Source organism: Fulverythrobacter ferritrahens, assembly GCF_020539485.1.
Classification (GTDB): domain Bacteria; phylum Pseudomonadota; class Alphaproteobacteria; order Sphingomonadales; family Sphingomonadaceae; genus Andeanibacterium; species Andeanibacterium ferritrahens.
Map to the genome: position 1 here is coordinate 1 of NZ_JACDXU010000003.1, position 21709 is coordinate 21709.

19 protein-coding genes and 1 tRNA gene are annotated in these 21709 nt (G+C 62.3%); 18 read left to right on the forward strand and 2 right to left on the reverse strand.

The window, feature by feature from the left end; translation table 11 throughout:
* Positions 1–15 precede the first annotated feature (15 nt).
* The 8 genes from H0274_RS12070 (at position 16) to H0274_RS12105 (ending at position 9736) form a co-directional block, all read left to right on the forward strand.
* Positions 16–92, forward strand: a tRNA-Met gene (locus tag H0274_RS12070).
* 215 nt (positions 93–307) lie between these two features.
* Entirely contained in the window at positions 308–2497 is a 2190-nt protein-coding gene (locus tag H0274_RS12075; RefSeq protein ID WP_226795718.1) for a putative bifunctional diguanylate cyclase/phosphodiesterase, read from the forward strand.
* Positions 2498–2588: 91 nt separating this feature from the next.
* Positions 2589–4097, forward strand: coding sequence for a tannase/feruloyl esterase family alpha/beta hydrolase (locus H0274_RS12080; RefSeq protein ID WP_226795719.1), 1509 nt, complete (start codon positions 2589–2591; stop codon positions 4095–4097).
* 154 nt (positions 4098–4251) lie between these two features.
* Positions 4252–4986 carry an SDR family oxidoreductase gene (locus H0274_RS12085; protein WP_226795720.1) on the forward strand — a complete coding sequence of 245 codons (735 nt, stop codon included), beginning with the start codon at positions 4252–4254 and terminating at the stop codon, positions 4984–4986.
* Positions 4987–4996: 10 nt separating this feature from the next.
* A complete protein-coding gene (locus H0274_RS12090) occupies positions 4997–6151 on the forward strand; it encodes an alpha-hydroxy acid oxidase (protein WP_226795721.1) in 1155 nt (384 codons plus the stop codon).
* A 39-nt stretch (positions 6152–6190) separates the two neighbouring features.
* The gene (locus tag H0274_RS12095) at positions 6191–7540 is read left to right on the forward strand and encodes an MFS transporter (protein ID WP_226795722.1); all 1350 of its coding nucleotides are present in this window, start codon (positions 6191–6193) and stop codon (positions 7538–7540) included.
* A 22-nt stretch (positions 7541–7562) separates the two neighbouring features.
* Entirely contained in the window at positions 7563–8900 is a 1338-nt protein-coding gene (locus H0274_RS12100) for an MFS transporter (protein ID WP_226795723.1), read from the forward strand.
* A gap of 140 nt (positions 8901–9040) precedes the next feature.
* Positions 9041–9736 (forward strand): Crp/Fnr family transcriptional regulator, encoded by a 696-nt coding sequence (locus H0274_RS12105; protein ID WP_226795724.1) that lies wholly within the window; start codon positions 9041–9043, stop codon positions 9734–9736.
* 56 nt (positions 9737–9792) lie between these two features.
* Here H0274_RS12105 and H0274_RS12110 read toward each other — a convergent pair whose 3' ends face one another.
* The gene (locus H0274_RS12110) at positions 9793–10476 is read right to left on the reverse strand and encodes an OmpW/AlkL family protein (protein WP_226795725.1); all 684 of its coding nucleotides are present in this window, start codon (positions 10474–10476) and stop codon (positions 9793–9795) included.
* Between the two features lie 214 nt (positions 10477–10690).
* Here H0274_RS12110 and ccoN point away from each other — a divergent pair, with 214 nt between their 5' ends.
* The 10 genes from ccoN to hemN all read left to right on the forward strand — a co-directional run bounded on the left by ccoN (position 10691) and on the right by hemN (position 20037).
* Positions 10691–12343, forward strand: coding sequence for a cytochrome-c oxidase, cbb3-type subunit I (ccoN, locus tag H0274_RS12115; protein WP_226795726.1), 1653 nt, complete (start codon positions 10691–10693; stop codon positions 12341–12343).
* A gap of 13 nt (positions 12344–12356) precedes the next feature.
* Positions 12357–13106 carry a cytochrome-c oxidase, cbb3-type subunit II gene (gene ccoO / locus H0274_RS12120; RefSeq protein ID WP_226795727.1) on the forward strand — a complete coding sequence of 250 codons (750 nt, stop codon included), beginning with the start codon at positions 12357–12359 and terminating at the stop codon, positions 13104–13106.
* Positions 13103–13273 carry a cbb3-type cytochrome c oxidase subunit 3 gene (locus H0274_RS12125; RefSeq protein ID WP_226795728.1) on the forward strand — a complete coding sequence of 57 codons (171 nt, stop codon included), beginning with the start codon at positions 13103–13105 and terminating at the stop codon, positions 13271–13273. Before ccoO ends, H0274_RS12125 begins: the two co-directional genes overlap by 4 nt.
* Complete coding sequence (gene ccoP, locus H0274_RS12130) at positions 13266–14207, forward strand: cytochrome-c oxidase, cbb3-type subunit III (protein WP_226795729.1); 942 nt, start codon at positions 13266–13268, stop codon at positions 14205–14207. The genes H0274_RS12125 and ccoP overlap by 8 nt, the downstream gene beginning before the upstream one ends.
* Positions 14194–15666 carry a cytochrome c oxidase accessory protein CcoG gene (ccoG, locus tag H0274_RS12135; protein ID WP_226795730.1) on the forward strand — a complete coding sequence of 491 codons (1473 nt, stop codon included), beginning with the start codon at positions 14194–14196 and terminating at the stop codon, positions 15664–15666. Before ccoP ends, ccoG begins: the two co-directional genes overlap by 14 nt.
* A gap of 5 nt (positions 15667–15671) precedes the next feature.
* On the forward strand, positions 15672–16133 hold the full coding sequence (locus H0274_RS12140; RefSeq protein WP_226795731.1) for a FixH family protein: 462 nt from the start codon (positions 15672–15674) through the stop codon (positions 16131–16133).
* Positions 16130–18250 carry a heavy metal translocating P-type ATPase gene (locus H0274_RS12145; RefSeq protein WP_226795732.1) on the forward strand — a complete coding sequence of 707 codons (2121 nt, stop codon included), beginning with the start codon at positions 16130–16132 and terminating at the stop codon, positions 18248–18250. The genes H0274_RS12140 and H0274_RS12145 overlap by 4 nt, the downstream gene beginning before the upstream one ends.
* Before the next feature lie 9 nt (positions 18251–18259).
* Positions 18260–18406, forward strand: coding sequence for a cbb3-type cytochrome oxidase assembly protein CcoS (gene ccoS / locus H0274_RS12150; RefSeq protein WP_226795733.1), 147 nt, complete (start codon positions 18260–18262; stop codon positions 18404–18406).
* Positions 18406–18654 carry a hypothetical protein gene (locus H0274_RS12155; RefSeq protein WP_226795734.1) on the forward strand — a complete coding sequence of 83 codons (249 nt, stop codon included), beginning with the start codon at positions 18406–18408 and terminating at the stop codon, positions 18652–18654. Before ccoS ends, H0274_RS12155 begins: the two co-directional genes overlap by 1 nt.
* 69 nt (positions 18655–18723) lie before the next feature.
* Positions 18724–20037 (forward strand): oxygen-independent coproporphyrinogen III oxidase, encoded by a 1314-nt coding sequence (hemN, locus tag H0274_RS12160; RefSeq protein WP_226795735.1) that lies wholly within the window; start codon positions 18724–18726, stop codon positions 20035–20037.
* A gap of 180 nt (positions 20038–20217) precedes the next feature.
* On the opposite strand, the gene H0274_RS12165 is transcribed toward hemN, so the two are convergent.
* Positions 20218–21675, reverse strand: a complete 1458-nt coding sequence (locus tag H0274_RS12165; protein ID WP_226795736.1) for a carotenoid oxygenase family protein — start codon at positions 21673–21675, stop codon at positions 20218–20220.
* Positions 21676–21709: the final 34 nt, after the last annotated feature.

Consider the following 21709-nt stretch of genomic DNA (forward strand, 5'->3'; position numbering starts at 1 on the left):
TACGCGCTTCGGTGACGCGGGGTGGAGCAGTCCGGTAGCTCGTCAGGCTCATAACCTGAAGGTCGCAGGTTCAAATCCTGCCCCCGCAACCAAAACCCTGAAACACCCAAACACAGCCGCTCGGGCAAAAGACTCGCTTAGCGGGCTGTTAACTTGATTTCCCGTAATAGCTCGGTGGGGCATTTGCGGGGGCGAGATGCAGTTCCTCTCGAGATTCAAGCATTTAATAAATGACATGGTGCATCCGGCCAAAAATCCGGATCTGCAACGTGCGCAATGCATTGCGCTCGGGCGCCAGATTCCCTTGATGTATTCGATTTTGATCGTTGCGAGTTGGATGCTCGCGGCGAATTTCTACCCTCTCGCGCCGGTCTGGCTTACGCTCCTCATGCCGATGTTGCTCACCGCAGCCTTCATGGTGCGGCTGATCTACTGGCTACGATCGGGGACTGCGATCGACGATCAGAATGCGATTCCTGGCGTGCTGCACCGTATCAACTGGGTGGCGGCAATCCTTGCTGCAGGTATCCTGGCATGGGCCGCAGCCTTGTTTCCCTATGGCGGTCCGTTTCTGCAGGGGCACGTAACCTTCTTTCTTGCGCTGTCTGCCATTTCCACGATGTTCTGTCTCATACAGGCGCGTGCGGCAGCCATGACGGTCGCGCTGGTCGCGGTTACAGGGGCGCTGATCCTCATCATCTGGTCCGGCAATGCCACGATCATGGCAATGGGCCTGAACATTGTGCTCGCAGTGGCTGCGGCGATGTTCCTTGTGACCATCCAGGGCCGGAATTTCGAACGAATGGTGGCAGCGCAGATCCGGGCGCGTCAGCGTGAGGAAGATCAGCGACGCCTGTTGCGGATGGTGGACGACATGCCCATCGCGGTCCTGACTGTCGATCCCGAGAAGCTCGTCGTTACCTATGCCAACGAGACATCCATCCGGACCATGCGGCAGATACAGGATCAGCTGGCGCTGGAGCAGGAGGCTCTTGTGGGGACTAGTATCGATGTGTTCGAACATCTTCCCCATGGCGCCAGAGCGGCTCTCTCCGATCCCGCCGGTCTTCCCTATCACACACGCATGGCGGTGGGGCCGGAAGTGATCGACCTGCAGATAACGGGGGTATGGGCAGAGGATGGCGCCTATATCGGGCCTATGCTGTCCTGGGCGATCGTGACCAAGGAAGTCGAGGCGGAACAGCATATTCGCTGGCTTGCCCATCATGACACGCTGACCCGCCTGCAGAACCGCGCGCGCTTTCGCGAACAGCTGGATGAAGTGCTGGAAACGCCGGCAGGGCCTATATCTCTCCTGTTCGTCGATCTCGATGGCTTCAAGCTCGTGAACGATACGATGGGGCATGTAGTGGGAGATGAGGTTCTCACGAGTGTTGCCGCCCGGTTGCACGAGATTTGCACGGAGCAGCAAGCCGCGATTGGCCGCCTGGGGGGTGACGAATTTGCGATCATTCTCCCCTCCGGCGATGAGGAGAGGGTCAACCAGTTCTGTCTCCGCCTGATCTCCAGCCTGTCCTTGCCCTTTCGCCTGGAAGACCAGCGCAGCGTCGAGATCGGTGCGTCGATCGGGATCGCGACGGCCCCGCGCCACGGCAAACGCTCCAAGGAACTCCTCTCCCGCGCCGATATCGCATTGAGCGTCGCGAAGATTGCCGGAAAAGGCACGTTTCGCAGGTTCGAGCCGGAAATGGAACGCCAGGTGCAGGAGCGTGTGGCGCTGGAAGCCGAGCTGCGCGAAGCCATTCGCAATCGGCGCGGACTCTATGTATTCTATCAACCAATCCTCGATATCGCGAGCGGTCGGGTGACCGCACGCGAAGCATTGGTGCGCTGGCATCTGCCCCAGCGGGGCTGGATTTCCCCGTCCTATTTCATCCCCATTGCCGAGCAGAGCGGCCTGATCCGCGAACTAGGTCTGTTCGTGCTGGAGCAGGCCTGTAGCGATGCGCTGCAATGGGCGGATGGAGCACGCGTGGCCGTGAATGTCTCCCCGGGGCAATTGGGGCAGGGGACCATCGCCAATGCGGTGCTTTCCATCCTGCTGCGCACGGGTCTTGCCGCCAACAGGCTGGAAGTGGAAGTGACCGAAACCGCCCTGCTGAATGAAGAGGCCAGCGGGATCGGCGATCTACGCCACCTGAGAGCCATGGGCGTGCGGGTCGCCTTGGACGATTTCGGCACCGGCTATTCCTCGCTTGCCCATTTGCGGGCTTTCCCATTCGACAAGATCAAGATCGACGGCTCCTTCGTGCGGGATGCGCTAACCCGGCCCGATTGCGCGGCGGTGGTGGGCGCAGTGGCGGATCTCGGCCGGCGCCTTGGCGTGACGACCGTGGCAGAAGGCGTGGAAACAGAGGAGCACCTCAAGCTGGTGACGAGAGAAGGCTGCGTGGAGGTGCAAGGCCATTATTTCGGCAGTCCGGAGCCGGAGGGGCGAGACATAGGGGAAGTCTCGCGCCTCACCGCATCGGCATAAACAGACCGCATTCACCCCATACAGCACGCTTCCCCATTGACGGGCAGCGCCATGATCTTTCAAGCTCCCGGAAAATATACAGGGAGCCAGAATGCCTTCGAAAATCGCAATTGCCGCCTGCCTGGCCCTTGCTGCCGGGCTCGTTTCGAGCTGTGCCCCGACCGGAGAAGCCCGATCCACACTGGCGCATGCACAGGATCGTGCGCGTTGTGAGGCAAGTTCCGCGCTCGGAGTACTGAGCAGCACTGCCACCGCGACATGGGTGGAGGCGGATGGATCGCTGCCAGCCTTCTGCGAGATCAAGGCTACGCTCTCGCCTGAAGCAGGCTCTGAGATCGGAGTGGTCTATCGCCTCCCGGTGGGGTGGAATGGCAAGATGCTGGGCCTTGGCGGCGGCGGTTGGGCCGGAAACATTACGCTGGATGCCGCAAAGCCTGGCCTGACCGCCGGCTATGCCACGGCGCAGACCGATGGCGGCCATGCCAGCACTACGCCTTTTGAAAACCCCTGGGTGGTCGACCCGGTCAAGGCGAAGGATTTTTCCTGGCGCGCGATTCATGAAATGACCGAGGCGGGCAAGAAGCTGGTCACCGCCTATTACGGCAAGGGGCTGGATCGCTCCTATTTCCATGGCTGTTCCACCGGCGGGCGAATGGCGCTGATGGAAGCACAGCGTTTCCCGAACGATTATGATGCGATCATCTCGCAGGCGCCAGTTTATACCCTGCAGGTGCAGACCAGCGCCGTGCTGCGCAACAATCTGTTTGCTCAGCCCGGTGCGGCGCTGGGCGCGGAAGGCGCGAAGCTGGTGAGCGACGCGGTGCTCAAATCCTGCGATGCCAAGGATGGAGTGACAGATGGCGTGATCGCCGCTCCGCGCTCCTGCCAGTGGAATCCGCAGGAATTGCTCTGCAAGCCGGGCAGCACTGGCGGGTGCCTCACCCAGCCGCAAGTCAACGCACTGCAGATCGCCTATGACGGGGTACGCGCGGCCGATGGCTCTTACGCTCAATTGCCGCTGAGCAGGGGCGGGGAAGCCGGATGGGCGGCCTTCGTGGCGATCAATGGCGACCGCAAGGAATTTTCCAATGGCGGCGGCACGGGCGGACTGGTGCCGGTGCTCTGGCCCGGAAAGCAGGTCGATCTCAATTCCCTTACTCCCGCGCAGGTGGTGGAAGGCCGTGCCAGTGCCTTCGCCAAAATGTATGAAGCCGGCGATCCCAATCTGGCCCCGTTCTTCGCGCGCGGCGGCAAGCTGTTGATGTGGCATGGCGAAAGTGATCCCGGGCCGAGCCCGGTGGGCACAATCGACTATGTCGAGGCGGTGAAGCGCATTGATCCACGCGGAGCGGCCAATGGCTTGCAGATGTTCCTTGCGCCCGGCGTGGGGCATTGCGCAGGCGGGCCGGGTGCGGATCAGGTGGATATGCTGGATGCGCTCGATGGCTGGGTGAACACTGGCAAGGCCCCCGAAACGCTGGTGGCGAAGAAGGCTGACGGTTCGATGGTCCGCCCGCTTTGCGCATGGCCCAAGGTGGCGCATTATGCGGGCAGCGGGGAAGTGAACGATCCGAAGAACTATCGCTGCGTTGCGCGCTAGATAGGCAGAAGATTTGCCTTGCTCCCTCCGCTTTGTGGGCGGGGCGGGGCAAATCATTCGCCGCCATGCGCCGCAGCAACTATGGACTTGCACTCCGCCATGAATTCGGGTGGTGGAGATTGATAAAGGCAACATCGCGAGAGGAAGAAAGCCGGTGAACCTCGATATTCTCAAGGGTCGTGTCGCAGTGGTTACGGGTGCCAGCTCCGGTATCGGTGAGGCCTGTGCGCTGGGCTATGCCGCTGCGGGCGCCAAGGTCGTGCTTGCCGCGCGCCGGGTGGATCGCCTTGAAGGGCTTGTCAGGAAGATCGAGGAAGCAGGGGGCGAGGCACTGGCCGTGGCCACTGACGTGACCGACGAGGAAGCGGTGGCCAATCTCTTCCAGCAAGCCGTTGACCGGTTCGGCACGGTGGACATCCTGATCAACAATGCCGGCATTGCCGACAGCACGGCCGTTTACGAATTGTCGCTGGAAATGTGGCGCAAGGTGATCGACACCAACCTCACTTCCGCCTTCCTGTGCAGCCGCGAAGCCTTCCGTATCATGAAGGACAAGGGGCATGGCCGCATCATCAATGTGGGTTCGATCTCGGCCCGCGTGCCGCGTGCGGATAGCCCGGCCTATGCCGCCAGCAAGTGGGGCCTTGATGGGCTGACCCGCTCGCTCGCCATTGACGGGCGGGAATTCAATATTGCCGCATCGATGTTCAATCCCGGCATCGTGGCCACCGAAATCGCGCCGGGCGCCGTGAAGCTCGACAAGGATTTCGCTGCTCAGCCCAAGGACATCGCGGATGCGATCATCCATATGACCGCGCTGCCCGATCACCTCAATTTCTATGAGGCGATGATCGTCCAGAACAAGCTGCCCTTCCTCGGCCGCGGCTGAGCACGCGGCAATGGCGGGGGCGTCCACCTTCGGCTGCTTCAACATCGCCGACCTGCGCAAGCGGGCAAAGGCGCGCCTGCCGTTGGGCGTGTGGGAATATGTCGAGCGCGGCACGGAGGATGAACTTGGCCTTGCCCGTAATCGCGCGGGCTTCGATGCTGTAACATTCCGCCCCCATGTGGCGCGCAATGTGGAGCGGGTGGATAGTTCCACCACCTTGCTGGGCACGCCCTCCGCAGCTCCCTTCGCCGTCGCGCCTACCGGGGCGGCAGGGCTGCTGTGGTACAAGGGCGATCTGGCTCTGGCCAGGGCGGCTGCCCGTGCGGGCGTGCCCTTCACCATCTGCAGCGCCAGCACGATGGATATAGACCAGATTGCCGAGGCAGGCGGACGGTTGTGGTTCCAGCTCTATACCTGGGCGGATCGCTCCCTGTCCTACGCGGTGGTCGACCGGGCGCAGGAACTGGGCTGCGAGGCGCTGCTGGTGACGTTGGACCTGCCGGTGCCGCCCAATCGCGAATATCTCTATCACAATGGCTTCGGCACGCCTTTCCGGCTCAATGCGCGCAACACCGCCGACATCCTGCTGCATCCGCGCTGGCTGATGGGCGTGATGGGGCGCTATGCCGTGAGCGGGGGCATACCCAGCCAGGCCAATCTGCCCGACCGGCTGCGCAGCCGCGTGACGCAGAGCGTGCATCCCGGCGCGCTGTTCAAGCAGGACAATATCGACTGGGAAGAGATTGCCCGCCTGCGGGATCGCTGGAAGGGCAAGCTGGTCCTGAAAGGACTGTTGCGGCCCGATGATGCCGAACTGGCGGTGAAGGTGGGGGCGGACGGGATCGTTGTATCCAACCATGGCGCGCGCGGGCTGGACAGCTCGATCTCATCCATGGAAGCTTTGCCCGCCATCGTGGATGCTGTGGGCTGCCGCCTGGAAGTGCTGCTGGACAGCGGGGTGCGGCGCGGCAGCGATGTGGTGAAGGCCGTAGCGCTGGGGGCCAAGGGCGTGCTTGCCGGAAGGGCTGCGCTTTATGGCCTCGCCGCGGGCGGGGAAGATGGCGTGGTGCGGGCCCTCGAACTGCTCAAGGCGGAAACCGCGCGGACGATGGGCCTGCTGGGGGCAAGAAACATAGGCGAGGTAAGCAAAGACCTGTTGGGCTGATCCGTCAAAGAACGGACGGCCGGGGAAGGGGGAGAGCTGGTGCAGATCACTTTTTCAGAGGCCGTGAGCAGCCGCCCGGTGCGATTGTTCCAATATGCCGTCGTGGCGATGGTGCTGCTCGTCCTCGTTTTTGACGGAATGGACGCGCAGGCACTTGGCCTCGTGGTACCGGCGATCGTTGCCGAATGGGGCATCGATCGTGCGGCATTCGGCACGGCCCTCTCCGCCTCGCTGATCGGGATGGGCATCGGGGCCTGGTTGGGCGGATGGCTGGGAGACCGTTTGGGGCGGCTCAATTTGCTGTTTGGCGCTGCGCTGGTCTTCGGCGGAGCCACGGTGCTTTCCGCTCAGGTGGACAGCGTAGGTGCTTTGGCGCTGCTGCGCTTCCTCGGTGGGTTGGGCTTTGGTGCGGCGGGCCCGAACGGCCTTGCCTTGGCGAGCGAATGGACGCCGGAGCGTTTCCGCACCCATGTGATCTCGCTGCTGTCGGTCGGCACTCCGGCGGGCGGAACCATTGCGGCGGGCGTGGCGCCTTTCCTGCTGGACGATCTGGGCTGGCGCGGGCTGTTCGTACTCTTCGGCGGGGCTTCAGTCCTCGCGGGCATTCTCGCTCTGGTATTGCTGCGGGAATCGCCTTCGTATCTGCTGGCGAAGGGAAAGCGGGACAAGGCCGAGCGCATCACGCGTGACAAGCTGGGCGATGACATCGAACTGGGGCCTGAAGCTCCGCAGGGGATTATGGTCGGACGTGGCGGGATCGTCACGGAAATTGGCCTGTTCCATCGCGGCAATACCCGTCTTACACTTGGCGTCGGCATCGCATTCTCGGCCTCCACCGCCATTGTCTATGGCTTGACGAGCTGGGGGACGGAACTGTTCACCTCGCGCGGGTTTACCCCTGCCGAGGCGATCGGCGTGCTGTTCTGGATGGGCCTGCTGTCGGTGGCAGGTGCGCTATGCGCGGGATATTTTCTGCGTGCCTTCGGTTCCTTCAAGCTCATGGCAGGGTGCTCTGTACTCACCTTTGCGGCGTTGATTGCGCTCGGAATCCTGGTGGAACAGCTCACCGGCGCTCCATCTGCGCTGATGCTCGCGGTGTTCTACGGGCTCGCCTGTCTGGTGGGCGGCATCGTCAGTCTCGGGATATCCTCAATCTATTCTTTGATGACGATGGGTTATCCCGTTTCCTGCCGTTCAGCCGGGATCGGCCTGGGAATGTTGCTCGGCCGCCTTGGAGGTATCGCCATGGCGTGGAGTGGGGGTTATCTGTTGAATCTGGGCGGCACTTCCGTGCTGCCCTTCTTCGGCGTTCTGACCGTATGCGCCCTGGCGGTCGGCTCGTCGATCTGGATCATAGATCGGCATATTGCGCCGGCACCCGCCCTTTGAGGCGAATGGGAGAGTAGGGTAAATGCAAACGACTTTCAGCGAAGCCTTGTCGCGCGCGCCGCTCAGGGCCTTTTCAGTGGCGACTTTCGCGATCTGCATGCTCGTTCTGGTATGTGACGGAATGGACGCCCAACTGCTGGGTATCGTCGCCCCCAAGGTGATTGCGGAATTTGGGGTGGACGGAGGCAGCTTCGGCATCGCGATGAGCGCGGCGCTGGTCGGCTTTGGCCTCGGCTCGTGGGGTGGCGGCTGGCTGGGCGACACGATCGGGCGGCGCTGGTCGCTTGCCATCGCCACGATAGTGTTTTCCCTCGCTACCGTTGGCGCCAGTCAGGCTGCGGACGTGTGGCACATGGCGGCCTGGCGTGTGGTTGGCGGGCTGGGCTTCGGTTCGGCCTATGCCAATGCGATCACGCTGGCGGGCGAATGGCTGCCGGATCGCTGGCGATCTGTCGGCGTGACGACGCTGTCCGTCGGTACGCCCGCTGGCGGCCTCGTGGTGGCGGCGCTGGCGCCGACTCTGGTCGATCTCTATGGCTGGCGCGGCACTTTCGTTGCCATCGGGCTGGGGACCCTCCTCGTCGTATTTCTCATCGTCCTGATATTGCGGGACAGCCCTACTTTCCTGCTCGCGAAGGGCAGAAAGCAAGATGCCCAGACTGCTGCGAGCAAAGTCCTTCCCGGGGCGTTCGAACTCGCGCCGGAGCGGCATCATACCGATCGCGACGGTGTTTCCATTGGCGTGTTCGACCGGAGTAATCTCCGGCTCAATCTCGGGATCGGGATCGCTTTCGCGGCGGCGGCAACCTGCGCTTATGGTATCCTCAACTGGACGACCACGATGCTGACGGCGAAGGGCTTCAGCTTCGAGGAGGCAAGCTATGCTGTTTCGGTGGCGGGCATGACGTCGATTGCGTCTTCCATTGCGGCGGGCTTGCTGGTGCAGCGCTTCGGTTCGCGCATCGTGATGGCAGTGCTCAGTGTGAGCCTGTTGGTTACGCTGCTGGTTCTTGCCTTCCATCTGGAGCAACTCTCCGGCGTTCCCGGTGCCAGCGAAAGCAATGTCATCGTCGCGCTGATCGGCTTGGCGGCTGCGCTGTTCAGTGCTGCCATTGCCAGCTTCTACGCCATGATGACCTATGGCTATCCGCCGTCCTGCCGCTCGGCAGGCATCGGTTTCGGTATCTTCGTGGGCCGCATCGGGGCTATTACTGCCAGCGGATTGGGTGGCTGGCTGCTGGATCTGGGTGAGGGCAGTGTGATTCCGTTCTTCACGGTGCTTTCGATAGCCGCAGTCCTGATCTCGGCCGCCTCCATCATCGTGGATCGTCAGGTGCCGCCTGCTCGGGCCTCTGCCTGACAGGGCATATTGTGCGCGGAAGCGATAAATTCAGTATCCGGATAGCCGGAATTCGTCCGGACAGGCACGGTTTATCGTGGTGGATCAAAGAAGGTCGATAGAATTGTTGTAGCGAAGCCCTGCCGTTGGTAAGCGGCGGCATGGGCTTTTGCGATACATGTTTGGTGCGCAACCGGGCAATTTGCGCCGCACTCGATTCGACAGAGATCGCCACGCTTAATGCGATCGGACGTCGTCGAAAGCTGGAACCGGGTGAATCGCTGATCTGGGAGGGGGACGATTCCCTGCTGGTAGCCAATGTGATTGAGGGAGTGCTGAAGCTCTCCACGGGCACGGAAGACGGCCGGGAACAGATTGTCGGCGTGGTCTATCCATCCGATTTCATCGGGCGCCCCTTTGGCGCGACCACGCGCCATTCGGTAACTGCGCTTACCGAGGCCAATGTCTGCGTTTTTTCGCGCACCGATTTTGACAGTTTCGCCCATGAACATCCGGCGCTGGAACACAAGCTGCTCAAGCGCACGCTGTCGGAACTGGATCGCACGCGCCGCTGGATGCTGCTGCTGGGCCGCAAGAATGCGGAAGAAAAGCTTGCAACCTTCCTGCTCGACATGTCGGAAAGATTGTCCGAGCCAGGATGCGAGGATCCGGACCAGATGCTGGACGAATTCGAACTGCCCTTCTCGCGCCAGCAGGTTGCGGATCTGCTGGGCCTGACGATCGAAACGGTCAGCCGCCAGTTCACTCGCCTGAAGAAGGATGGGATCGTTGATTTGCCGTCACGCCGCGCGGTCACGATCCTTAACCGCGCGGCGCTCGAGGCACGGGCGGGCTGAGCCCGATGCCCCGGCCCCCTCTTCATGGCGAAGAGGAAAGCCGTTTCGGGCATTTTTCAGAAGCGGAAGCCCAACCCGGCGCTCAGTACCCAGGGGTCAAGGGCGTGACGGGTGGTGATCACTTCGGTCTGGCCCACATACCAGTGAGCCGAAGTATTGAGGAAATACTTCTTCGCATCGAGGGCCAGAGAAAGCCCATTGTCGCCCAGCGGCACGTCGACGCCAGCCTGCAGGGCCACGCCGAATTTGTCGTTGAGCTTGAACCCATCGGCGCCGAGAGTCTTGGCGGCGGCGCCGGGCTTCTCGTCGATGAAGATGAAATAGGTGGGGCCGACGCCGACATAGGGCTTAATCGGGCCCGCATCGACATGGTACTTGAGCGTCAGGGTAGCGGGGATGATCTTTGCATCGCTGACGAGTTCCGCACCGGGCAGGCCGACAGTGCCATCGACATCGTGCTGGGTAACGCAGCAGATCGTCTCCACCGAGATATTGTCGGTGAAGAAGTACTCGACCGCGATAGTCGGCACGTAATTGTCATTGGCCTTGGTCTCGAGATTGTTGGGAAGGCCAACGAGATCCTTGGTCTTGTCGGTAAGCTTGCCATCGGCGAGCACGGCAGAGCCAAGCAGCTTGATCTGCCACTTGCCCTTGTCGCCGCTGGCGCCGTCTTCGGCGTGAGCCGGAACCGACAGGGCGAAAGCCGTTGCCAGGGCCACGGCGGCGGTCATCATACGCATCGTGTCATATCCCTCGCGCCGCAGTGGCCACCCTGTGCGGCCAAGGATTTTTGCAGCGCGATGTTCCCTTTCCACCGTCTGCGGCGCAAAACATTGATCCCGCGCAAAACGGAGGAAAACGGCAAAACGCCCTTGAGCCACGGCGATTTGACGATGATCAATGTGACACCCACTCACCGGGCGCAAAGGCCGCTCCGACAGGAGGTAAGGACTCATGGTAAAGGTCGTATCAGGCGCGGGCATCTGGCTCGCGATCCTATTGCTGGCCGTGATCGCCATTGCTGGCGCTCAGGACAGCGGCTTCGCCATTCACATGACGATTGTAGCCATTGCCGCCCTGATCGGGCTGGTGGTGAGCGTTAACAAGGCGGACTACGCCGCAATCGCCAAGGGAATACTCAGGACACCCGACGAAACCCGGTATGATGACGATCCCATTCGCTGGGGCGTGATCGCCACGGTGTTCTGGGGCATGGCGGGCTTTCTGGCAGGGCTGTTCATTGCCCTGCAGCTGGCATACCCGCTCCTCAATCTGGAGCCGTTTTTCAATTTCGGGCGCCTGCGACCACTGCATACTTCAGCGGTTATCTTCGCCTTTGGCGGTAATGCGCTGATCGCCACCTCCTTCTACGTCGTGCAGCGCACCTGCCGTGCGCGACTGGCATTTCCGCAGCTCGCCCGCTTCGTCTTCTGGGGCTATCAGCTGTTCATCGTGCTTGCGGCCACCGGCTATCTGCTGGGGATCAGCCAGTCGAAGGAATATGCCGAGCCGGAATGGTATGTGGACTGGTGGCTCACCATCGTGTGGGTGGCCTATCTGGTTGTCTTCGTCGGCACGATCCTGAAGCGGAAAGAGCCGCATATCTATGTGGCCAACTGGTTCTACCTCAGCTTCATCATCACCGTGGCGATGCTTCACCTGGTGAACAATGTGGACATTCCGGTCAGCCTCCTGGGTTCGAAGAGCTATCCGTTCTTCGGCGGTGTGCAGGGCGCGCTGGTCCAGTGGTGGTATGGCCATAATGCGGTCGGCTTCTTCCTGACCGCCGGCTTCCTGGCCATGATGTATTATTTCGTGCCCAAGCAGGCAGAGCGGCCCATCTACAGCTATCGCCTGTCGATCATCCACTTCTGGGCGCTGATCTTCCTCTATATCTGGGCCGGTCCGCACCACCTGCACTACACGGCGCTGCCCGACTGGGCGCAGACGCTCGGCATGGTGTTCTCGATCATGCTGTGGATGCCCAGCTGGGGCGGCATGATCAACGGTCTGATGACGCTCAACGGCGCATGGGACAAGGTCCGCACCGATCCGATCATCCGCATGATGGTCATGTCGGTGGCCTTCTACGGCATGAGCACCTTCGAAGGGCCGATGATGTCGATCAAGAGCGTCAACTCGCTCAGCCACTATACGGACTGGACAATCGGCCACGTGCATTCGGGTGCGCTGGGCTGGAACGGCCTGATCACCTTCTCGGCGATCTACTTCCTCGTCCCGCGCCTGTGGAAGCGCGAGCGGCTCTATTCGATCCGCATGGTCAACTGGCACTTCTGGCTCGCTACGCTGGGGATCGTCTTCTACGCCGCCAGCATGTGGGTGGCAGGCATCACCCAGGGTCTGATGTGGCGTGAATATGGTGCCGACGGCTATCTGGTGAACAGCTTTGCCGACACGGTTGCCGCGCTTCACTGGGAATATGTCGCCCGTGCCTTTGGCGGTGCGCTCTACCTCGCCGGTGCCGTTTTGCTGGTGATCAATGTGTGGCGCACGATCCTGGGGCATCTGCGCCAGGAAGCACCGATGCACAACGCAACCTTCAATGAAGCGGCTGACCGTCCGGCGGCCCCTGTTCCGGCCGAATGAGGAGGGAAAAACAATGGTAAGCCTGACTCAGCACCACAAGAAGCTGGAACGTAACATCACCCTTCTCGGCGTGTTTGCCTTCCTTGCCGTGACCGTGGGCGGGATCGTTGAAATCGCTCCGCTCTTCTGGATCGATAATACGATCGAGAAAGTGGATGGGATGCGGCCCTATACTCCGCTCGAACAGGCGGGGCGTGACATCTATGTGCGCGAAGGCTGCTATGTCTGCCACAGCCAGATGATCCGCCCCTTCCGGGACGAAGTGGAACGTTATGGTCACTACAGCCTCGCTGCCGAGAGCATGTATGACCATCCGTTCCAGTGGGGCTCCAAGCGCACCGGGCCTGACCTGGCCCGCGTGGGTGGCCGCTATTCGGACGAATGGCACGTGCAGCACCTCAAGGATCCGCGCGCAGTGGTTCCTGAAAGCGTGATGCCGCCCTATGCCTTCCTGGCGGACCGCGATCTGGAGATTGGCGATCCGGCGGCGCAGCTGGTGGCCCTGAAGAATGTCGGCGTGCCCTATAGCAAGGCCGATATCGAACGCGCCAAGGCAGACCTGCTCGCCCAGGCCGATCCCAATGCCGATGCTGGCGATCTGGCCACCCGTTACCCCAAGGCGCAGATACGCGACTTTGACGGTAATCCTCAGCGCCTGACCGAAATGGATGCGCTGGTCGCCTACCTTCAGATGCTCGGCACGCTGGTGGATGTGAACAGCGCCGCAGCCCAGGAAGATCTGGCGAAGGAGAAGGGACGATGAGTGGTCACTCGGTCTACGACAACCTTCGCCACATCGCGGATAGCTGGGGCCTGATGGCCATGCTCGTGGTGTTCGTGGTGCTGTGCCTGTGGCCCTTCCGGCCGGGGGCCAAGTCCCTCAATCAGGAAGCCGCCGAAGCGATCTTCAAGGACGATAGCGATGACTGACATCAAACACGACGGGCCCCGCATCGATGAGGCAACCGGCGTCGAAACCGTCGGGCATGAATGGGACGGCATCGAGGAACTGAACAACCCACTGCCGCGCTGGTGGATACTCAGCTTCTATGCCTGCATTCTCTGGGCCATTGCCTATTGTATCGCCTATCCGGCCTGGCCGATGATCTCCAGCGCTACCCAGGGCATGCTCGGCTGGACCAGCCGGGGGGAACTGGCAGCCGAGATGAAGACCCAGGAAAAGGAGCGCGCCGCGAATGTGGCTGCGCTGGCCGGCATGCCGATCGAGCAATTGCCGGGCAATCCGGCACTGATGCGCGCCGCCGTTGCCGGGGGTCGGGCAGCCTTCAAGGTCAATTGCGTGCAATGCCATGGTTCGGGTGCGGCCGGGAGCAAAGGCTATCCCAACCTCAACGATGACGACTGGCTGTGGGGCGGTGACCTCAAGGCGATCGAGACGACGCTGATCCACGGCATTCGTCAACCTGGGGACGATCAGACGCGGTTCAGCCAGATGCCTTCGTTCGGGCGTGACGGCATTCTCACCCCCGCTCAGGTGAGTGCGGTGACCAGCCATGTGCTGGCGCTTTCGGGCAAGGCCAAGGACAGCCCTGCCGGTGCGCAGCTCTTCACGGAAAACTGCGCGGTGTGCCATGGACCCGATGGCAAGGGCATGCGCGAATTCGGTGCGCCGAACCTGACCGATGCGATCTGGCTCTTTGGCGGCAGCCGCCAGGATGTGATCGCCAGCGTAACCAACGCGCATGCGGGCGTCATGCCGGCATGGGGCAACCGTCTGGACCCCGTGACCATCAAGATGCTGGCAGCTTATGTCCATTCGCTGGGAGGGGGCGAGGACTTCATCGAACAGGCGGCTCCGGCCGCGCCCGCAACCCCGGCGGAACAGACCAATGAACAACCCTGAAAAGATAATGGTCCCGGGATCGCACGTCCCGGGGCCGGAGAAGCTCTACGAAAAACGGAAGGGCGTCTATCCGCAAAAGATCGACGGGCCCTTCCGCCGCTTCAAATGGTTCGTGATGTTCGTCACCCTGACGATCTATTACGGTACCCCCTGGTTGCGGTGGGACCGCGGCCCCTATGCGCCGGATCAGGCCGTGCTGGTGGATCTGGCGCATCGCCGCTTCTACATGTTCGGCATCGAGATCTGGCCGCATGAATTCTATTTCGTGGCCGGCCTGTTGATCATGGCCGGTATCGGCCTGTTCCTGGTGACCAGTGCCGTGGGCCGCGCCTGGTGCGGCTATAGCTGCCCGCAGACGGTATGGACCGATCTGTTCCAGCATATCGACCGCTTCGTCGATGGTGATCGCAACGCCCAGATGCGTCTGGCGAAAGCGCCCTGGGGCCCGCAGAAGATTTTCAAGCGGACGCTGAAATATTCGATCTACCTGCTGATCAGTTTCTGGACCGGCGGCGCATGGATCATGTATTTCGCCGACGCGCCGACGCTCACCCATGATTTCTGGACCGGGCAGGCCGCGCCCGTCGCTTATGCGACCGTGGCGGTGCTGACGGCCACGACCTTCCTGCTGGGCGGTTTCGCCCGCGAGCAGGTGTGCATCTACATGTGCCCCTGGCCGCGCATCCAGACCGCGATGCTCGACGAGAAATCGCTGCTCGTCACTTACAAGGACTGGCGCGGCGAGAAGCGCGGCAGCCTGAAGAAGGCGGAGAAGAACCCGGGCGAATATGGCGACTGCATCGATTGCAACCAATGCGTCGCCGTCTGCCCAACCGGCTATGACATTCGCAATGGACCGGACATCGCCTGCATCACCTGCGGGCTGTGCATCGATGCCTGTGACCGGGTGATGAAGGAAGTCGGTCGCCCGCGCGGGCTGATCGACTATGCCACGCTGGAGGACAACAAGCGCGAATCTGCGGGGGAAACGCCGCGGCCCGTGTGGAAGACGATCTTTCACCTGCGGACGATCATCTATCTGGGAGTATGGGGTGGGCTCGGCCTCGGGCTGCTCTTCGCGCTGGGTACGCGCAACCATACCGACATCACCATCGCGCAGGACCGCAATCCGCCCTTCATGCTGATGAGCGACGGATCGGTGCGCAATGCCTACACGCTGAAGCTGCGCAATATGGAAAGCCGCCCGCGCAAGATGGAAGTCGCCATCGAGGGACTGCCCGGCGCTGTAATGTGGAGCGAGGACATGCCGCGCGAGGCTGCTGCCCGCAAGATCGTGCGCGATGTCCCGGCTGACGAGATCGACACGATGCGCGCCTATGTTGTCGTGCCGGAAGGCGCCAGAAGCCAGAAGTTCACCTTCATCCTGCGTTCGCTCGACGAAACGGGCGAGAGCGATAGCGGTCAGGCGAATTTCGAAGCACCCGGATCGGAGGAGTGAAGACCATGGATGCCCCCATCAAAGGCGGTCGTTTCACCGGATGGCATGCCACGGCGATCTTCATCGCCTTCTTCGGTACGGTCGGCACGGTGAATGTGGTGATGGCCCGCTATGCCACTTCCACCTTCGGCGGTGTCGTGGTCGAGAACTCCTATGTTGCCAGCCAGGAATTCAATGGCTGGCTCGACCGGGCGGCGAAGTCGAAGGAACTGGGCTGGCAGGCAGATGCCGCTCGCACGCCGCAAGGCCGGGTGGCGGTGACCCTCGCCGGCGCACCGGACGACGCGCAGCTGGATGGCGATGCCCGCCATCCGCTGGGGCGGCTGGATGACGTTGCGCTTACCTTTACCCGGCAGGCGGATGGCAGCTATCTCTCGCGTGAGACGCTTCCGGAAGGGCGCTGGACCCTGCGCCTTGCCGCCAAAGCGGGCACGGATAGCTGGCGCGGGGAGGAAGAGCTGAAATGACCGCGCTGGCCCGCCAGGATGAAGGGGACATTGCCCAGACGGTGCTCGCCGTGCCGGGCATGCATTGCGCGGGCTGCATGTCCAAGATCGAGCGGGGGCTCGAAGGGCGGCCAGGCATCGTGTCTGCCCGGGTGAACCTCTCGGCCCGACAAGTGACAATCGCGCATGATCCCTCGGTAAAGCCGCGCGATCTGGTGGAGGAACTGGACCGGATCGGCTTCGAGGCCGAACCCCGCAAGGGCGCGCTGGCGCGCAGCCAGTCGGCGGTCAAGCCATTGCTGGCGCCGCTCGCCGTTTCGGCCTTCGCCTGCATGAATGTGATGCTGCTCTCTGTCAGCGTCTGGTCCGGGGCAGAGGGCGCAACGCGCACGCTGTTCCACTGGATTTCGGCAGGCATCGGCATTCCCGCGATTGTCTATGGCGGCATGCCATTCTTCAAATCCGCCTGGGGTGCCTTGCGGCGCGGGCGGACCAATATGGACGTGCCGATCTCCATCGGTGTCTTTCTAGCCACTGCCCTGAGTTCCTATGAGACCATAACCGGCGGGCATGATGCGTGGTTTGACGGCGCGCTGATGCTGCTGGCCTTCCTGCTGGCGGGCCGCGTGCTGGATGCCATGATGCGCGACCGGGCGCGGACAGGCGTGGATGCCCTGCTCAGCCATGCCGCGCAGGGCGCCATGGTGGTGGCCGCAGACGGCACGCTCGAATGGAAGAAGGCGGATGATCTCGCTCCGGGCATGATCATGCGCGTGGCCGCTGGCGAGCGGCTGGCCGCCGATGGCGAGATCGCGCTGGGAAGCAGCCGCTTCGATCAATCCCTGTTAACCGGCGAAAGTGCGCCCGTTCCCGGCGCGGCTGGCGATCGGGTGCTGGCCGGCACGTTGAACCTCGATGCGCCGGTGGATGTACGTGTGCTTGCTATCGGTCAGGACACGACATTGGCGGAAATTGCGCGGCTGATGGAAGCTGCCGCGCAGGACCGGTCCAAATATGTGCGCATCGCCGATCGCGCCGCGCGCCTCTATGCGCCTGCGGTGCATACGCTGGCGGCAGTCACCTTCATCGGCTGGATGCTGGCCGGTGCAGGTTGGTATCAGTCGCTTGTCGTGGCTATCTCGGTTCTGATCATTACCTGCCCCTGCGCGCTGGGACTTGCCGTGCCGGTGGCGCAGGTGGTGGCCAGCGGGGCACTGATGCGGGCGGGGATCATGGTGAAAGACGGGTCGGCGCTCGAACGGCTTTCCAAGGCTGACCGCGCCCTGCTGGACAAGACCGGCACACTGACGCTGGGCAGGCCAGTGCCGGACCCGGCGGTCGTGGCAAATCTTCCGCCTGAAGCTGCGGCAATTACCCTTTCCCTTGCCTCGCATAGCCGCCACCCGATTTCCAAGGCGCTCGCCAGCGCCCTGGCCGCTCGGGGCATTCGCGCGATCGAGCTGGACTCGGTGGAAGAGCGGCCCGGTGAAGGTGTCTTTGCCTTTCACGAAGGGCGCAAGGTCGCATTGCGGCGCCCGGAAGGCGCCAGCGGGATCGCCGTCACTCTCGATATTGAGGGCATGCCCACCTGGCTCATCCCCTTCGCCGACCGGCTGCGTCCCGATGCGAGGGAAGCCCTTGACCGGCTGGCCGGGATGGGTGTGGAAACCTCGATCATCTCGGGCGATCACACCGCCTCCGTCGCGCAGGTCGCGCGGGAAACCAACCTGTTTGCGCAGGCCGAAGCCTCGCCGCAGGACAAGCAGGAACTGATCGGCCGGTTGCAGGCCGCAGGGCGCAATGTGCTGATGGTGGGGGACGGGCTGAATGACGGCCCTGCTCTTGCGAAGGCCAACAGTTCCATCGCGCCGGGTTCGGCAAGCGATGTCGGGCTGCAGGCTTCCGATCTGGTGTTCGTGCAGGATTCGCTCCTTGCCCTGCCTCGCGCAATCAAGGTTGCGCGGGCGACGATGCGGGTGGTGAAGCAGAATTTCGCCCTCGCCATCGGTTATAACGCATTCGCTGTGCCGCTCGCCATCGCGGGCTATGTCACGCCGATGATCGCCGCACTTGCCATGTCGACCAGTTCGTTGATCGTGGTCGCCAATTCGCTGCGCCTTGCGCGCGCGGCCCGGTAGGAGACCGGCATGAACGTCATCGCCATTCTGATCCCCGTCGCCCTGCTGCTCGGCCTCGGCGGGTTGGCGGCGTTCTTCTGGTCCATGAAGAGCGGCCAGTTCGAGGATATGGATGGCGCCGCCAATCGCATCCTGATCGACGAGGAGGACGATTGATGGGGCCGCTGACGCAGGCATTTGCTGTCGTTGCGCTGATTCCAGCCGCTGCCAATCCCTCGCTCATGTTGCGCGGGGAGGCATTGCTGATGAGCCTGTGCGGGGGTGGTTCCGTTTCCGTGCCTCTGGAAACGCCGCTTCCGGGCTCGCAGGGGACTGCCTGTTGCGCCAAAGGCTGTCATTCGGACGACAAGCGCAAGCGCGCCCGGACAGGCCCGACGCTGCCCGAAGAACCTGGCGGCGAATAGTTCCCGCAAGTTTGTAACTTTTGACTCACCGCAATGTCGGGGGTCTCAGGGCCTGCTTTATAGGCCCTTATGTGGCCCTATTATCCAGATTTGCTCTCGCGGCCCGTACCGCGTTACACGAGCTTCCCCACCGCAGCCGAATTCCAGCTTGGAACCGGCGCGAAGGAGTATGGCGCAGCGATTGAGGCGGCAACCGGCGATATCTCGCTCTATCTGCACATCCCCTATTGCGAGAAGATTTGCTGGTATTGCGGTTGCAATACGGGTGCTGCCAACAAGAAGCACCGGCTGGCGAGTTATCTCGAAGCGTTGCACCGGGAAATCGCCCTGGTGGGATCGCGTCTGCCGCGCGGCGCCAAGGTGCGCAGGATAGCGTTCGGCGGTGGTAGCCCGAATGCGATTGCCCCCACGGATTTCGTCAGGCTCATGGATGCGCTGGTGGTGCATTTCCCGCTCGCCTCGCCCGATATCTCCATCGAGCTCGATCCGCGCACGCTGGAAGATCACTGGGGCGACGTGCTGAAGGGCGTGGGCATCACTCATGCCAGCCTGGGCGTGCAGACCTTCGCACCCCATCTGCAGGAAAATATCGGGCGCGTGCAGCCGCTCGAGATGATTGAGCGGGCCACGGCCATGCTGCGCGAGGCGGGGGTCGGCTCGCTGAATTTCGATCTGATGTATGGCCTGCCGGGCCAGACCCAGGATGATATCGAGGATTCGCTGGAGCGTACGGCCCTGTTGGGCGCCAACCGGGTGGCCCTGTTCGGCTATGCCCATGTCCCGCATCTGATCCCGCGCCAGAAGCAGATCGATGCGACCAACCTGCCTGGCCAGGACGAGCGCTTTGCCATGGCCCAGTTCGGCTATCGCGAACTGACGGGCCTGGGTTACGAGCCAGTGGGTTTCGATCACTTCGCGCTGCCGGGCGACCCGCTGGCACAGGCGGCCCGTTCCGGAAGATTGCATCGCAATTTCCAGGGCTTTACGGATGATACCGCGCCTGTCCTGCTGGGGCTGGGTGCTTCCTCGATCAGCAATTTCCCCGATCTGATCGTGCAGAACGAGAAGAACGCCGGCCGGTATCGTATGCTCCTTTCACAGGACATCCTGCCGCATTCCGCTGGCATCGTGCGCGATGCGGATGACCAGATGCGCGGGGCGGTGATCGAGGCCCTGCTGTGCCAGTGCCAAGCCCCGGTCGGGCCCGCGCTTCTTGCCGAAGTCACGCCCCGGCTGGAGCCCTATTTCGAACGCGGCCTTTGTTCCTTCGAGGATGGCGTGCTGAGGCTGGCAAGTGAATCGCTGCCCTATGCCCGCAGCATTGCCGCCGCCTTTGATCCCTATCGTCAGGATTCCCAGCGCCGCTTCAGTTCGGCGGTCTGAAACCTTCTCTCCCTGAAGCGGGGTTCGTTATGGCGGGCCCCGCTTTCTTGCGTCCGTTTTTGCCGCCTTGCCAAGGCGGTTGAAATTCGTCAGACCTGCTCCAGACAAAAAGAAGGCGGCCTGCCCTGGGCTAGGGGGGCAGGCCGCCAGTCGGGAGAAGCGACAGGGGGCTCTTGGCGGTCAGGCCGCGAGCTTGTCCCCGTCTGCCCAATTGCCGTGAAGTCCCTGACGCAGTCTCAGGGGAAGCTTGGCACGAGCAACAGGACCTCTTGCGACATCGAGTGCATCGAAGATGCACAAGTCGGAATAGTTGGTGACATGATTGTCGATTAGGGCGACCAGCCAGCCGTCGCCTTCCGGCGCATCCTTACTGCGCGGAATGAAGCAGGGTTCCTGCAAGGCGCCGTCCGGTCCGCACCACCAGCTCTGTTCCTGGCCGGTGGCATGGTCATAATGGGTGAGCGAGTTGATCACGCCCGCGAACGGTCCCGGAGGGCCGTTGTAGGGCTTGCCGAAGTCGTAAGTGATCATCCAGCCGTGGCGATAGGGCTTGCCGGCGAAGCGGTCGTCGATCCGGGGGAATTCGCCCGGCATCTTGCCGATCGGCTCCATCGACTGAATTTCGTCGCTGTTGGAGGCAAGGTCCACGGTGAAGCGCATCAGGTTGGTGACGGCTTCCTGCGGGTTGAACGGGCGTCCGTCCTTTTCCGGGAAGAAGGGCAGGCTGCCTGTCTTGCTGGTCGGCAGATCGAAGTGGATCTTCGTGCCATCCTGGAAGGCGTTCATTACGTGGCAACCGCAGACGCTGGGGTCCATCTTGAACCAGCGCATGTCGCTGCCGTCGCCATCGCGCCGCAGCACGCCCAGATAGAAGGGCAGGTCGCGGTCGTAATAGAAATGCGGGCGGCCTTCCTCCAGCACGCTCCAGTCGGAGTGATAGGGGCTGACATTGAACACCGCATAATCGCCCGCGATGCAGAAATCGTGCAGCATGGTGTAATAGGGAACGCTGAAATTCGCCTTGCGCACCACCTTGCCGGCGGGATCGATCTCGAAATAGTGGCACGCCTCGGTCAGCGGGCCGTCGATAGCATAGCCGAAGCCGCAGAAATTCCCGGTCTCGTGATCGATCTTCGGATGGGCGGTGAAGGGCGCATTGCCCAGATCGCCGTCGAAATCCGTATAGCCGTCAGTCGCCAGCGAATTGCGGTCCATGATCAGACAGGGGCTGTCTTCCTTCATGGCGAACAGCTTGCCGGCGTGGACCATTACATTCGTGTTGGCCGTGCCGCGGATTTCGCCTTTCACGCTCTCATCGTCGGTCAGGTGGTTGCGATACATGCCGAACAGGCTCTTGCCTGCGGCATTTTCCAGCTTCCACTTGTCGGTCTGGGCATAGCGCTGCTTGAAGCTGACCTTGCCGTCCTTGAAGCGGAACATGGAAACCATGCCATCGCCGTTGAAGAACTGGTCGTGCGGATATTTCGGCGCGAATTGCGGGTCGGGATGGACGCGATAGAACGCCCCGTCGAGGTCGGCGGGGATTTCCCCCTCGACCTCGAGGTCATTGATGTCCCCTTCAAGGCGGATCAGCCGCAAGACATCCTGATAGAGCGGTTCGGGCGGAAAATGGACCATGGCTTTACCTCTCCTTTATAACGACCGTTACGAT

Bases quoted from the DNA above. Each gene is read 5' to 3' on its own strand.
- H0274_RS12075 (WP_226795718.1), top strand. From the start codon at position 308: ATGTATTCGATTTTGATCGTTGCGAGTTGGATGCTCGCGGCGAATTTC.
- H0274_RS12080 (WP_226795719.1), top strand. From the start codon at position 2,589: ATGCCTTCGAAAATCGCAATTGCCGCCTGCCTGGCCCTTGCTGCCGGG.
- H0274_RS12090 (WP_226795721.1), top strand. From the start codon at position 4,997: ATGGCGGGGGCGTCCACCTTCGGCTGCTTCAACATCGCCGACCTGCGC.
- H0274_RS12100 (WP_226795723.1), top strand. From the start codon at position 7,563: ATGCAAACGACTTTCAGCGAAGCCTTGTCGCGCGCGCCGCTCAGGGCC.
- H0274_RS12105 (WP_226795724.1), top strand. From the start codon at position 9,041: ATGGGCTTTTGCGATACATGTTTGGTGCGCAACCGGGCAATTTGCGCC.
- H0274_RS12110 (WP_226795725.1), bottom strand. From the start codon at position 10,476: ATGCGTATGATGACCGCCGCCGTGGCCCTGGCAACGGCTTTCGCCCTG.
- ccoN (WP_226795726.1), top strand. From the start codon at position 10,691: ATGGTAAAGGTCGTATCAGGCGCGGGCATCTGGCTCGCGATCCTATTG.
- ccoO (WP_226795727.1), top strand. From the start codon at position 12,357: ATGGTAAGCCTGACTCAGCACCACAAGAAGCTGGAACGTAACATCACC.
- H0274_RS12125 (WP_226795728.1), top strand. From the start codon at position 13,103: ATGAGTGGTCACTCGGTCTACGACAACCTTCGCCACATCGCGGATAGC.
- ccoP (WP_226795729.1), top strand. From the start codon at position 13,266: ATGACTGACATCAAACACGACGGGCCCCGCATCGATGAGGCAACCGGC.
- ccoG (WP_226795730.1), top strand. From the start codon at position 14,194: ATGAACAACCCTGAAAAGATAATGGTCCCGGGATCGCACGTCCCGGGG.
- H0274_RS12140 (WP_226795731.1), top strand. From the start codon at position 15,672: ATGGATGCCCCCATCAAAGGCGGTCGTTTCACCGGATGGCATGCCACG.
- H0274_RS12145 (WP_226795732.1), top strand. From the start codon at position 16,130: ATGACCGCGCTGGCCCGCCAGGATGAAGGGGACATTGCCCAGACGGTG.
- ccoS (WP_226795733.1), top strand. From the start codon at position 18,260: ATGAACGTCATCGCCATTCTGATCCCCGTCGCCCTGCTGCTCGGCCTC.
- H0274_RS12155 (WP_226795734.1), top strand. From the start codon at position 18,406: ATGGGGCCGCTGACGCAGGCATTTGCTGTCGTTGCGCTGATTCCAGCC.
- hemN (WP_226795735.1), top strand. From the start codon at position 18,724: ATGTGGCCCTATTATCCAGATTTGCTCTCGCGGCCCGTACCGCGTTAC.
- H0274_RS12165 (WP_226795736.1), bottom strand. From the start codon at position 21,675: ATGGTCCATTTTCCGCCCGAACCGCTCTATCAGGATGTCTTGCGGCTG.